This is a genomic window from Lysinibacillus sp. FSL M8-0134 (assembly GCF_038069745.1).
In the GTDB taxonomy this organism is placed as follows: Bacteria; Bacillota; Bacilli; order Bacillales_A; family Planococcaceae; genus Lysinibacillus; species Lysinibacillus irui.
Genome location: NZ_JBBPAJ010000001.1, coordinates 1,477,987 through 1,490,741 on the forward strand (window position 1 = coordinate 1,477,987; position 12,755 = coordinate 1,490,741).

The window sequence follows — 12,755 nt, forward strand, 5'->3', positions numbered from 1 at the left end:
TGAATTAACCATAAAATGAAAAAATCCTGCTTATGTTCATATTTGTATAATCCAAAAAGCAATGGTAACGCTAATGAAAAAGGGGAGAAAATAGAGTGGATTCATTCCAAGTAAATTGTTGGTCAGAGCATGAAGAGCTAAAGGTTGTCATGCTTTGTGCACCTTCAATTGCAGATGTCTCAGATTTAACGATAGCGGAGCAGGTAGGTTGGAGTGATACGGTTAATCATAGTAAGGCACTGGAAAGCTTCATGGCACTAAAGATGATATTAGAAAACGCGGGGGTTAAAGTTATAGATTACGCAAAAGAACTTCCTATTGATCAGCAGTTATTAAGTGAACAGTTTATTAACCGTTATTTTGTACGTGATCTTGCGTGTGTCATCGGCAATCGAATAGTACCTGGTAATGCAGGAAGCTCACTAAGGCAACCAGAATATCCTCTTGCTCATGCACTTTTAGAAAAATGGTTTCCCCAACAATTGATGCCAATGTTGCAACCACTACATTCATTCGAGTGTGGAGATGTGTTGATTTTAAATAAGGATGCTGTACTTATTAATCTCGGTATGCGAACGACAATAGAGGCTATCGAAGGTATAATGGAAACTATTTTACATGAGGGATTTTCTGAAATCGCAGTCATTGATTTACCAAAAAGCAATGATACGCTTCATTTAGATATGAATTGTAATGTTGTGAACAAGAATTTGGTCATCGCTAAAAGTTTTGTTCGTTATTTTCCAGTACAGGTGTTGAAAGCGCAAAGCAGACGTTTTGATATGGTGGAATCATTTTTAAAGCATCATGGTTTTGAAGTTTTCTGGCTAGACTCCTATAAGACAATCCCTGATATTAATTTTATTAACCTAAATCCTGAAACATTAGTGATTAGCAAACAGGCATCGAAACAGCAATTATTGGCACATCCACTACTAAAGAAAAAGAACTTGCTTGAGGTTGATGTCACAGAGCTTGAAAAAGGCGGTGGTGGAATTCGATGCATGACAATGCCATTGGTAAGAACGTAATGAAAGGCTGATAATAATGACATCAAAAACAAGTAAAGGTAGAATGTCTTGGTGGCAGCTTTCACTTCTCGGTATCGGCTGTACATTAGGAACAGGCTTTTTTCTTGGAACAAGTATGGCCATTCATAAAAGCGGACCAGCCGTGCTCATTCCTTTTTTATTAGCAGCCATTTGCACGTATATAGTTTATGATGCTCTTGTCAAAATGTCTGTGGAAAACCCTGATAAAGGCTCCTTTCGTACTTATGCCAAGCAAGCCTTTGGACGATGGGCAGGGTTCAGTAATGGCTGGGTATACTTGATGTCAGAGTTATTAATCATGGGAAGTCAGCTGATGGCGCTCGGGATTTTTACGAGGTTCTGGTTTCCAGCACTGCCACTCTGGATTTCTGCAGCGATTTATGCCGTACTAGGATTAGTCGTGATTCAAACAGGTATGAAGGGCTTTGAAAATTTCCAAAATATCTTCGGAGCTTTAAAAGCTGCTGCCATTATCATGTTTATTATCGTTGCCGTTATTATCATCTTGAAAGGCACGCAAGCAGCAACTCTGGATTCATTACAAGCTAATTATGAATCCTTTTTTTCACAAGGAATGAAAGGAATATGGCTTGGACTGCTCTATGCCTTTTATGCCTATGGAGGAATAGAGGTAATGGGGTTAATGGTTATCGATTTAAAAAATCCGCAAGAGGCGCCGAAAGCAGGAAGAATTATGCTTGTTGTCATAACAATCATCTTTATCCTAGCTATTGCACTTGCATTGGCACTTGTATCATGGAAAGACTTTGCGATAGATGAAAGCCCTTTTATCACAGCACTTCATGGTTATCATATACCTTTTGTAGCAGATATTTTTAATGGTGTATTAATCATAGCTGGTTTTTCAACAATGGTCGCTTCGCTTTACGCGGTTATCACCATTCTTATAACACTGGCAGAGGATCAAGATGCTCCAGATATTTTGGCGAAAAAAGGGAAAATGAAAGTGCCATTTCCCGCCTTTATTTTTTTAACGAGTGGTTTAGTCATCACGATTGTTATTGGCTTTCTGATGCCAGAAAAAATTTTTGAATATTTAATTACCGCAGCGGGTTTAATGCTAATCTACAACTGGCTCTTTATTTTAGTGACCTATAGGAAGCTCATGGCATTATCAAAGTGGGCCTATGTGAAAAATAATATAGGGATATTACTCATTATAGTGACGGTGTCTGGGACTTTAGGCGAAAAAACAAGCAGACTCGGTTTTTACGTGAGCCTGCTCTTTATTGTTCTAATTGGATTGGCGACCTGGTTCGTCGTGAAAAGGCAAAGGAATATTACGCAATGAACCATTTTCCTGTGACATCCGTAAAAAAGGGCATTTGGTTGGACTTTGATTATCGTCACTTAAAAAATACTGCTTCCATTCATAGCTATCCTCTTGTCCATACCATTTTAAATCAGGATGTCCTGGAATTTGGTCATAGTCTGCAATGCGCTGGCGGATGAGTTTTTTCATTTTTTGTCCAAATGCAGTAGAGTCGTTTATATCATTAAATATCCAGCGAGGTTGAATGGCCATTAACAAAGTAGAAAAATGACGGCTCTTCCGCAATTTATGTGCTGGTGTAGCACAAGAAATAAAATAGGGTTCCCCGTTAAAGCAAAACTCCCATTCATTATGGACTGGATCTGTTGGTATTTCTTCAGGCCAAGCTACCTCATCTATGTTGGTTAAATGGTTTAAGACTGACCAAAATAACTGTTGATAATCCTCCACCTTAAAGCTTTCTAGCATATCAAGAGGGGTATGAAAAAACACTGTAAGGGTTGTATATTTTCCACAAGATCGCGAGACTTTCGCGTATTCCTTTAAGCACTGTGCTAGCAAGTTAATCGATTGCTCCTCCCGTGAATCGCCAACAAAACTATAACGTAAATGATTAGATAAAAAGCCCATTCTGGCTGGTACACACGGAAACGTATTTGCTTCATCAGCAATCGTGGCAGCAAAGTCATTATAGGCAGACTGTTGCCATAATGGAAGTGCTTCAAAATGATCCTCAATCCACTTCCTATCAAACACTACACCTTCCACTTGAGACTCCTCCTTCTACTCACTTTTATACTATTAAAGAAAAAGCAAATGGGTTACGAATCTGTCGCGAGTATACGAGGTATTCTTTCGAGAGACTGCTAGGGTATGAGCGGCTTTGACCAATAAGGATCACCTCGATCAAGGGTATGAGCGGAATGGAGCCAAGAATGATCACCAGAGCAAGGGTATGAGCGGAATGGAGCCAATTATGATCACCTCGAACAAGGATATGAGCGGTATTGAGCCAAGAATGATCACCTCGAGCAAGAGTATGAGCGGAATGGAGCCAATAATGATCACCTTGAGCAAGGATATGAGCGGTTTTGAACCAATAAGGATCACCTCGAGCAAGAGTATGAGCGGAATGGAGCCAATTATGATCACCTTGAGCCAGGATATGAGCGGAATGGAGCCAAGAATGATCACCACGAGCCAGGGTATGAGCGGAATGGAGTCAAAGGTGATCACCTCGAGCTAGGGTATGAGCGGAATGGAGCCAATAAAGATCACCTTGAGCCAGGATATGAGCGGAATGAAGCCAATTATGATCACCACGAGCCAGGATATGAGCGGAATTGAGTCAAAGGTGATCACCACGAGCTAGGGTATGAGCGGCTTTGACCAATAAGGATCACCTCGATCAAGGATATGAGCGGTATTGAGCCAATAAGGATCACCTCGAGCAAGAGTATGAGCGGAATGGAGCCAATTATGATCACCACGAGCCAGGGTATGAGCGGAATGGAGCCAATTATGATCACCTTGAGCCAGGATATGAGCGGAATGGAGCCAATAAGGATCACTTCGATCAAGGATATGGGCGGAATGGAGCCAATAAGGATCACTTCGATCAAGGATATGAGCGGAATTGAGTCAAAGGTGATCACCACGAGCTAGGGTATGAGCGGCTTTGACCAATAAGGATCACCTCGAACAAGGATATGAGCGGAATGGAGCCAATTATGATCACCTCGAACAAGGATATGAGCGGTATTGAGCCAAGAATGATCACCTCGAGCAAGAGTATGAGCGGAATGGAGCCAATTATGATCACCTTGAGCAAGGATATGAGCGGTTTTGAACCAATTATGATCACCACGAGCCAGGGTATGAGCGGAATGGAGCCAATAATGATCTCCTCGAGCAAGAGTATGAGCGGAATGGAGCTAAGAATGATCACCTCGAGCAAGAGTATGAGCGGTATGGAATCAAGAATAATCACCACAAGCAAAGGTATGAGCAATAATGCAACATCAACTACCTAAAAAGAACCAGCCTGCTATTGTAGGAAGCAGCTAGCGGCGTGGTCTTAAACTTTCTGTTGAAAAACCTTTTGCTCTAGGATGGTTAGGGCATGTTGGATTTCCTTTAGATCCTGTGGAGAAGCATGTTGAATAAGCTGGGAAAAGCGTTCCTCTATACAGGCGAAGGCCTCTTCCATCATTTTTTCACCTTCATTGGACAAGCGAACATATTGCTTTCTTCGGTCTCCGGTGTCGTTAAATTTTTCAATTAGCTGTCGTTCTTGTAATTTTCGTAGTTCACGACTCGTATTTGGTAAGGACATGTGTTGGCAGTCACTAATTTCGGTTGGTGTGACAGGCTGGCTTACTTTAATATATTCAAGAATTTTATATTGTAGCGGTGTGATATTTGCATCCGTAACATTTTGTGTAAGATCGTGTGTTACTTGATGGATAGTGGCAGTAAACGATACAAATTGATGAAATAAAGAGCTTTTATTCATTGGGATCACCTCTACTGTCAAGATACCAAATAACTTATCTCAAAACAATTATCATTTGACAACTAAAAAGAGCTCGATTATTATTTTGTTATCAAATGATAAGTAATGAGGTGCACGAAATGAAAACACTAATTGTCTATACATACCCAAATCATAAAAGTTTAAATTATGCTTTTCTACAGGAAGTAATTAAGGGGTGTCGTGAGAATCCTGCCATCGAGGAGTTACAGATACTAGATTTATATGAAGAAGACTTCGATCCACGTTTAATGTTCCATGAGCACAAACGACGACGTGATATGTATCAGGATCCGAAGATGGAAAAATATCGCCAACAGCTTTCTTGGGCAGATCAACTAGTTTTTGTTTACCCGATTTGGTGGGGGAGGCCACCAGCTATGCTGTTAGGCTATATTGATCAATTATTTGCAGCGAACTTTGCTTATCGCGATACAAAGGGGTTATTTCCAGAAGGGCTCTTAAAAGGGAAGTCTGTTGTCTGTGTGTCTACAATGAAGGGGCCAACCAATTATCCATTTTTATGGTTGAATAACGCACATAAAATTTTGATGAAGCGTGCATTGTTTAAGTTTGTTGGGATGAAAAAAGTGAAGTTTTTTGAGTTTGGTAACATGGAAAGTAAGAAGGGGAAGCAACAGCAAAAATTGAATAAAGTATATCAATATTTTAGAAAAGTAGCTTACTAAAAAATAACTCGTGCAGAACGGTGTTAATCGTTTGCACGAGCTGAAATACTGACGATCGGTATTGTAATTAAAAATCTTGTCCATTCGGCTAGCTTGCTTTCCACAGTAATCGTTCCATTGTGCATATCAATAATTTTTTTAACAATCGCTAACCCTAATCCACTGCCACCATTTTTGGCTGTTCGGGATTGGTCAGCCTTATAAAATCTTTCAAAGATATGCATTTGTTGTTCCTCCGTTAGGCCAATGCCAGTGTCTTGAACAATTACGGTGATTCTATCTGAGTCCAACCTCATGGACAATGAGATGGTACCTTTATTGGGGGTAAATTTGATGCTATTAGTCAGCAAATTCATCCATACTTGGTTCATTAAATCCTCATCAGCTGTGATGCAAATGTTGTCAAGGTGGAGATCAAAGTCGAGCTCTTTTTCTAGCCAATTCGGTTCTAATGCGAGAACAACATTGCGCAATTGTTTATCTAATCGATATTGTTTAGGCTCAAAAGGATGATGCTGGGATTCTAATGATGTTAGTTTAAGTAAATTCTCACTAATTTTCGATAAACGATAACTTTCTAATTCGATAATGTCTAAATAATGTTGGCGTTTTTCCTCAGGCAGATTGATATTTTTTAGTGCCTTTGCAAAGCCATTAATAGACGTTAAAGGTGACTGTATCTCATGTGAAACGTTGGAAATGAACTCTTGACGCATTCTTTCGAGTTCGCCTAATTCAACGGCCATATGATTGATGCCATGAATTAATTGCCCAAATTGGTCTTCCTCATCTGCTTTCAAATCTAATTTGACATCAAAGTCACCTTTTGCCATGCGACTTAATGCATCTACAATCGTATCCCAATAGTTACGTTGTCGATTTAGCCCGATTAAAAAGATAATAGCGGCTGAACAGGCAAAGAGAACAAATACACCAATTACTGTTCCTAACTGTAGCCAAAATCCTTGGGGCTCTGCACCCAATCGACTATAAAGCCATGTGGTTGCATGATAGGCAAGCAAAGCAAATACAGTATTTGCAATGAGAAACAGGCAAAGGACCATGATCAACTTTAAAAAGAATCTTCGTTTTCTCATGTGGCTAGTTCCAAGCGGTAACCAAGGCCACGAATAGTGCGAATGACAAAGCCGCTAACTTCCTGTGGAAAACGCTCGCGTATTCTTTTAATATGGACATCGACTGTTCGTTCATCACCCTCATAATCAAAGCCCCAAATTTCTTCGATTAATTGTTCACGTGAAAAGGTTTTACCAACATAGCTTGCTAGTGTGAATAATAGCTCGAACTCCTTTAAACGAAGTAGAATAGTCTCCCCGTCCAATTCCACTTCATGCGTACTGCGATTCAATTTAACGTTACCAGCTTCTACAACCTGTGAGAGGGAAATGCGGTATCTTTTTAAAATGGACTTGACCCGCACGATGAGCTCGACTGGTTCAAATGGCTTCACTAGATAATCATCTGTTCCTAAATGAAAGCCCTTGACCTTTTGGGAGGTTTCTCCTTTAGCTGTTAGCATAAGGATAGGGAGATCCGTATCGAATGAACGTATTTCCTCACATAATGCCCAGCCATCCATGTTTGGCATCATAATATCCATCACAACCATATCCACTTTTTCAGCGGCTAATTTGGACAGTGCATCTACACCGTCCGTAGCCTCTATAACCTCAAGACCTTCATTTTGAAGAAATACTTTTACTAATTCTCGAATATGTGCATCATCATCCACCACTAATAGTTTTGTCATTTCAACAAACCCCTTTATTCATTCTCTTTAATACGTAATTGCTGCATGGCAAATTCACGATACATAGCATGTGTTTCAAAGAGCGTTTCGTGTGTACCACAGCCTGTAATATGTCCTTTTTCAATAAATAATATTTGATCGGCGTCTACCACGGTAGATAAACGGTGTGCAATTACTAATGTTGTGCGACCTTGCATTAAGTTGTCTAAAGCTTTTTGTACATAAATTTCTGACTTACTATCTAGACTTGATGTTGCTTCATCCAACATTAATATTTGGGGATTGCGTAGTAACGCCCTTGCAATCGAGATACGCTGACGTTGCCCTCCCGATAGCTTAATGCCTCGTTCTCCTACTTCTGTGTCAAACTTATCTGGCAGCTCATTAATAAATTGATCCGCATAGGCCATTTTAGCGACTCTTTCTAGCTCATCATCTGGGACGTCTCGCTCTATACCATAGCAAATATTTTCTCGAATCGTACCTGAGAGCAGAGCACTTTCCTGTGCCACATAGCCAATTTGACTGCGCCATGAATGGAGAGAGAAAGTTTCAATGGGGGTATCTCCTAGTGTGATGCTACCATTAGTTGGCTGATAATATCGCTCTAACAACGAGAAGGTTGTAGTTTTTCCGCCACCACTAGGCCCCACTATTGCTGTAACCTTGCCTGGTTCAATCGTGAAGTTAATATTGGATAAAATCGGTTCTTCAGCATAAGAGAAATCAACGTTTTTAACATAGATCGGTTGATTGATTTTTTCGACAGTTAAACCCTCATCAATATGTTCCTCTTCATGTTCCAGTAATGAACTAATTCGTTCTGTAGCCCCCATTGCTTTTTGTAGCTGAGTAAAGAACATTGTTAGTTGTGTCATTGGCATAATGATTTGGATTAAATATAAAATAAATGCCACCATATCACCAGCAGTCAGTTCCCCAGAGGAAACGCGAACACCACCATAGCCAATGATCGCTACTAGCACTGACATGAGAACGAATGAAATGAGCGGTGAAATCAGTGCATGAATTTTCGCTTCTTTTAAGCCGAATGTAAAAAGATTTGTAATGCCTTTTTTGCCACGCTCATATTCCACTTGCTCAGCATTCGAAGCCTTTACTAAACGAGTTTCAGGCAAAACTTGACTTAACACCGCTGTAAACTTCGCTGTTTCATCTTGCATACCTTTAGAAATCACAAACATCCGTTTACCTAGCAGCATTAAAATCAGCATTGCGAGTGGGACTGCAATTAGCATCACTAACGTCATTTTCCAATCTAAGATTAAGAGAATGATGATGGAACCAATAATCGAAATAACCCCAGATAAACAGTTTGCTAAATGTTCTGTAATGAGCTCTTTTACAACGGCTGTGTCATTCGTAACACGGCTTAATGTTTCACCTGTATCATGTTGATCATAGTAGGGTATGGGTAAATGTAAAAGCTTTCGCCATAACTGGTCTCGCAATCTAGCGACAACATGCTGACCAACACGATTTAAATAGTAGATGGATAATCCGCTAGCAATAGCTTGTGCGATAAAGGCAATACCGAGTACAATAATTTGCCAATAATCAAGTGATTCTAATGAAAAACCATCCACCAATTGTTTTGTAAAGAGTGGGACGATAAAGCCTACACCCGTCGTAGCTAAACTCATTACTAAAGCGATGACCAGTAACCAAATTGGGGGTTCGGCTCGTTTGATTAATTGGATAAAGCGTCGCCAATCTTTTTGATTTGTCTTGTCTTTTGATGTCTCTTGCAAAGAAATAAGCCTCCTTCAATGTATAAAACAACGTATTTCGTTTCTATGGCTTTACTATAGCATGCGTTTATGAACTGAATATGAAATGAAGCGTATCATATATCATATAAAAGAGAGGGTCTGCTATACGTGATGTTTAGGTTGATTCAAGTTAAAAAGGCGATGCACATATCGGGCATCACCTTGTACAATTAATCTGCGAATTCATCATGGTATAAAGACTTTCCAAGCAAACGATAAATTCTAAGGGCTAATTGGATTTGCAGCAGTTCCTCATAGCTTTTTAAATCTGTTTTTAGAATCTCTTTAATCTTTTCGATACGATAAATTAATGTGTTACGATGAACAAACATTTCCTTAGCTGTTTCACTAATATTCATATGATTAATAAAATAGTTTTCTAATGTAACGAGGTAGCTTGTCCCATGTAAAAGATCATGCTCAAAGACAGCTCCTAAGCTTTCTAAGAAAAAGTCCTTTAATTGCACCTCATTCATATTTGAATCTAAAAAATGATAAATTGAGTGATCGGCAAAATGGGCTACAGCTCCACGTTCCTCAAACCGTTGCATTAGTCGAAGTGCTTCATGAGCTTCTGCAAAGCTTTTATGAACAAAGCGAATATGTTTATATTCTTTGCCAATACCTACCAAAAAGGAAGTTTGGCTATTATGCTGTATTAATAATTGCAGAATAGTATCTGCGTATTGTTTTGTTTCATTAATCGTCCTGTCTTGCTTCGTATCCTGTTGTCCTATTAGTACGATGATTTGATTGTTTCGATAAAGACATGTAATTTCTCCATTGATGGTACTAGAGTGTTCGTAAATTAAAGTCACACATTTTTTTGCTATATTATCAGATTCGTATTTTCTTGAAATTAAATCAAGGTGTTCACTCAGGTTGTCATGACTGATCGAAATGACGATACAATAATATTTATAATTGATATTTAAGCCGTGTAGGTCACAGAGTGTTTGCAGCGTTTCACTGGATTTGATTTTACCCGTCAATAAATCATCAAAAAATTCCTGTTTAATTTTTAAACGCACACCCTCAATTTCCTTCTGTTTAATCCTTTCTAACGCAACAATCGTGGATGCTTGCTCCAAAACGATGAAATCAAACTCCGTCAAATCACGTACGGTTTGCCAAATTACAATATAGCCGTAAATGTAATTTGCAACTGCCACGGGTAGTATTCGGCATTTCACAGCCACATCTTCTAAATGATACATCCTTGTAATTGATTTTTGCATTTCGTTTAAATCTTTTGGAATTGTATCAATGAAATCCTTCGAAAACGTAGGCCGATTCTTCTTGAGGTTGATGCCATAGGCAAGTGGCACAGGATTCGAATCGAGATCTGTATAATGCAGTAAATTCCAGTCACTATCCAAAAAGATAATCGGGTTATTAATCGTTTCGGCTAACATGCAAGAGATGGATTCAATGCCTCCCCCTTCAAGTGCCACCTTAAACAACGTATTATGCATATCCAATGACTTCCTATTTAATAAATCATAGCCTCCTGAAGCCTTTTCATTGATGATCGAGATGACCTTGGACAAGGTGTAGTTATAAGGTAATTCTATTAAGGGCAAACCATATTGGTTGGCAATATCAATCATGTTTTGAGGCGTTTTTTGTAAATAGCGCCTCATTTTAATGACAAGGCCAGCACAATTTATTTTAGAAATTTCTTGGATAATTTTATTTTGTAATGCTTCATCGTCTTGAAATATATAACCAGTTGTTAATAATAATTCATTCGGTGTCAGCCAATCAAATGCATCGGGATTTTCAATAATGTTCACAAGTGCAATTTTATTATGAATCCCTTGTTCTCCGGCAACAATTTTAATTCCTTCGAGTGCCTTTGTTTCTAGAATATCTTTGATTGTTAGCAAATGATTTCACTCCTTTGCCATAATCTTATCACAAAACATTGTACACATTGCCTAAATCATCTACATTCTTTTTGGTTTTGCTAAACAATGATATATACGTTTTAAGAGAATAAAATAAAGCGTGTAAGACGGTAATGTGAAAAAAATAACATTGCTGCGGTTCATTTCCCTTTAGTTGAAATGAACAATAGGTCGGATTAATGGAGGTAAGAATGGTGGAAGATACAAATGTGGTGTCGGAATTTTTAGCTGCGGCTGAAACAGGGGATATTAACGCTTTGAAAGGTTATTTACAACAAGGTGTAGATATTAACTCTCGCAATAAGCGTAAACGTACGGCAATTTTACTTGCTGCTATGAATGATCAATTAGAAACAGTAAAATTTCTAATTCAGGAAGGGGCAGATGTCGACCTTCAAGATCAAATTTGCTTAAATCCATTCTTATATGGATGTATTAACGGAAAGTTAGAGCTTGTGAAAATAATGCTTGAAGCAGACACAGATTTAGAACGTTTAACCCGCTTTGGTGGTGTAGGTGTTCACCCTGCAAGTGAGAAGGGATTTGTAGATGTGGTACGTGAACTTGTTACGACTACAGATATTAATGTCAACCATACGAATATTTGTGGTTGGACACCATTAATTGAAGCAATTCTTTTAAATGATGGTGGAGAGAAGCAACAGGAAATTGTTCGTTTATTAGTTGAACATGGTGCAGATACACAATTAGTAGATCAATATGGGGTGACACCGTTAGCGATGGCGAGAGAAAAAGGATTCACTGAAATTGAAAAGATTCTAATAGGAGCAGGGGCAAAATAGTAGTATTTCTAGGACATGAAGAGGTGTACATATGATACACGCAATATCTGGTGATGGCTATTTTCTTCAGCAAATAGGTGCATCGGGGTTTACGGGAACGGTTCATAGTGTTTTTACGCATGCATTGAATATTCAAAGCGAGGCTAATGGAGAAATTTTCACACTTGCTACGAAAGCAATGGATAATGCACCCAATACAATGATTATCGATCTCGATACTTTAGGCAACCTGCACATTCACCAACATGACAGAGTATCGGTTCAACATGACCAACTATTAATAGAAGATAAAGTACAAATAGCAATGCAGACCGCCACTCGTTGGCAATGTCAACTACCTATTTTCCCAACTGATCAAACCTGTTTAAAAACGAATGTAGTCACTGTAAAACAATTTATTAATTTACATGGCAAAAGTGGAGGAATGAAACGTAGTAATTCATCAATTAGTGAGTTTGAGGCTGAAACATCGAGGTTGCTTCAGCAACGTACAAGTTTACTCCGAGAGGAATTAATGAATCAGCGTTTTGATCATTTGCAGAGTTATGCAATTGATTTAGTAGGCTTGGGACCTGGGCTAACACCATCAGGTGATGATTTTTTAGTAGGCTTATTTGCCATCATTCACTTAGAAAATAGTCCTTGTAATATTTACAAGCGACTGTGTGAAAGCGCCATCAACATGATGAAGCCTTTGACCAATGCTATTAGCTATACAACATTGAAAAAGGCAGCAAATGGACAAGTAAGGGAATCCATCTGTTTACTCATTTATTCCATTTTATATGGAACGGAAGCGGATTCAATTCAGGCTCTTAGAAAGGTGCTTGCAATTGGCTCCTCATCGGGGACAGATATCGCCTTAGGGCTTATAAGTGGCTTAGAAGCCAATATAAAATTAGGAGGATAA

General features: G+C 38.9%; 14 protein-coding genes. 8 read left to right on the forward strand and 6 right to left on the reverse strand.

The features are described 5' to 3' along the window. The first annotated feature begins 95 nt into the window (after positions 1-95). Together MKY49_RS07230 and MKY49_RS07235 are read left to right on the forward strand one after the other, a co-directional pair. Positions 96-1,031: an arginine deiminase family protein gene (locus MKY49_RS07230; protein WP_341385861.1), complete on the forward strand. Its 936-nt coding sequence runs from the start codon at positions 96-98 to the stop codon at positions 1,029-1,031. Positions 1,032-1,047: 16 nt separating this feature from the next. Then, complete coding sequence (locus tag MKY49_RS07235) at positions 1,048-2,364, forward strand: amino acid permease (RefSeq protein WP_341385862.1); 1,317 nt, start codon at positions 1,048-1,050, stop codon at positions 2,362-2,364. On the opposite strand, the gene MKY49_RS07240 is transcribed toward MKY49_RS07235, so the two are convergent. Further along, a complete protein-coding gene (locus MKY49_RS07240; protein ID WP_341385863.1) occupies positions 2,308-3,114 on the reverse strand; it encodes a YqcI/YcgG family protein in 807 nt (268 codons plus the stop codon). The genes MKY49_RS07235 and MKY49_RS07240 overlap by 57 nt on opposite strands. 196 nt (positions 3,115-3,310) lie before the next feature. On the opposite strand from MKY49_RS07240, the gene MKY49_RS07245 reads away from it, so the two are divergent. The 3 genes from MKY49_RS07245 (at position 3,311) to MKY49_RS07255 (ending at position 4,379) form a co-directional block, all read left to right on the forward strand. Continuing rightward, positions 3,311-3,592: a hypothetical protein gene (locus tag MKY49_RS07245; protein ID WP_341385864.1), complete on the forward strand. Its 282-nt coding sequence runs from the start codon at positions 3,311-3,313 to the stop codon at positions 3,590-3,592. 221 nt (positions 3,593-3,813) lie between these two features. Then, positions 3,814-4,011 carry a hypothetical protein gene (locus MKY49_RS07250; protein ID WP_341385865.1) on the forward strand — a complete coding sequence of 66 codons (198 nt, stop codon included), beginning with the start codon at positions 3,814-3,816 and terminating at the stop codon, positions 4,009-4,011. Between the two features lie 53 nt (positions 4,012-4,064). Then, positions 4,065-4,379, forward strand: a complete 315-nt coding sequence (locus MKY49_RS07255; protein WP_341385866.1) for a hypothetical protein — start codon at positions 4,065-4,067, stop codon at positions 4,377-4,379. 44 nt (positions 4,380-4,423) lie between these two features. Here MKY49_RS07255 and MKY49_RS07260 read toward each other — a convergent pair whose 3' ends face one another. After that, positions 4,424-4,861, reverse strand: a complete 438-nt coding sequence (locus MKY49_RS07260; RefSeq protein ID WP_341385867.1) for a MarR family winged helix-turn-helix transcriptional regulator — start codon at positions 4,859-4,861, stop codon at positions 4,424-4,426. Between the two features lie 119 nt (positions 4,862-4,980). Here MKY49_RS07260 and MKY49_RS07265 point away from each other — a divergent pair, with 119 nt between their 5' ends. After that, complete coding sequence (locus MKY49_RS07265) at positions 4,981-5,568, forward strand: NAD(P)H-dependent oxidoreductase (RefSeq protein WP_274796436.1); 588 nt, start codon at positions 4,981-4,983, stop codon at positions 5,566-5,568. A 23-nt stretch (positions 5,569-5,591) separates the two neighbouring features. Here the strand turns inward: MKY49_RS07265 and MKY49_RS07270 are convergent, their stop codons facing one another. The 4 genes from MKY49_RS07270 to MKY49_RS07285 all read right to left on the reverse strand — a co-directional run bounded on the left by MKY49_RS07270 (position 5,592) and on the right by MKY49_RS07285 (position 11,021). Then, positions 5,592-6,665, reverse strand: coding sequence for a sensor histidine kinase (locus tag MKY49_RS07270; protein ID WP_341385869.1), 1,074 nt, complete (start codon positions 6,663-6,665; stop codon positions 5,592-5,594). Then, complete coding sequence (locus tag MKY49_RS07275; RefSeq protein WP_341385870.1) at positions 6,662-7,339, reverse strand: response regulator transcription factor; 678 nt, start codon at positions 7,337-7,339, stop codon at positions 6,662-6,664. The genes MKY49_RS07270 and MKY49_RS07275 overlap by 4 nt, the downstream gene beginning before the upstream one ends. 14 nt (positions 7,340-7,353) lie before the next feature. Next, the gene (locus tag MKY49_RS07280; protein ID WP_312505551.1) at positions 7,354-9,111 is read right to left on the reverse strand and encodes an ABC transporter ATP-binding protein; all 1,758 of its coding nucleotides are present in this window, start codon (positions 9,109-9,111) and stop codon (positions 7,354-7,356) included. 191 nt (positions 9,112-9,302) lie between these two features. After that, on the reverse strand, positions 9,303-11,021 hold the full coding sequence (locus tag MKY49_RS07285) for a PucR family transcriptional regulator (RefSeq protein ID WP_274796440.1): 1,719 nt from the start codon (positions 11,019-11,021) through the stop codon (positions 9,303-9,305). A gap of 215 nt (positions 11,022-11,236) precedes the next feature. Here MKY49_RS07285 and MKY49_RS07290 point away from each other — a divergent pair, with 215 nt between their 5' ends. Together MKY49_RS07290 and MKY49_RS07295 are read left to right on the forward strand one after the other, a co-directional pair. Next, positions 11,237-11,845 carry an ankyrin repeat domain-containing protein gene (locus tag MKY49_RS07290; RefSeq protein WP_341386914.1) on the forward strand — a complete coding sequence of 203 codons (609 nt, stop codon included), beginning with the start codon at positions 11,237-11,239 and terminating at the stop codon, positions 11,843-11,845. A gap of 31 nt (positions 11,846-11,876) precedes the next feature. Beyond that, positions 11,877-12,755 (forward strand): DUF2877 domain-containing protein, encoded by an 879-nt coding sequence (locus tag MKY49_RS07295; protein WP_341385871.1) that lies wholly within the window; start codon positions 11,877-11,879, stop codon positions 12,753-12,755.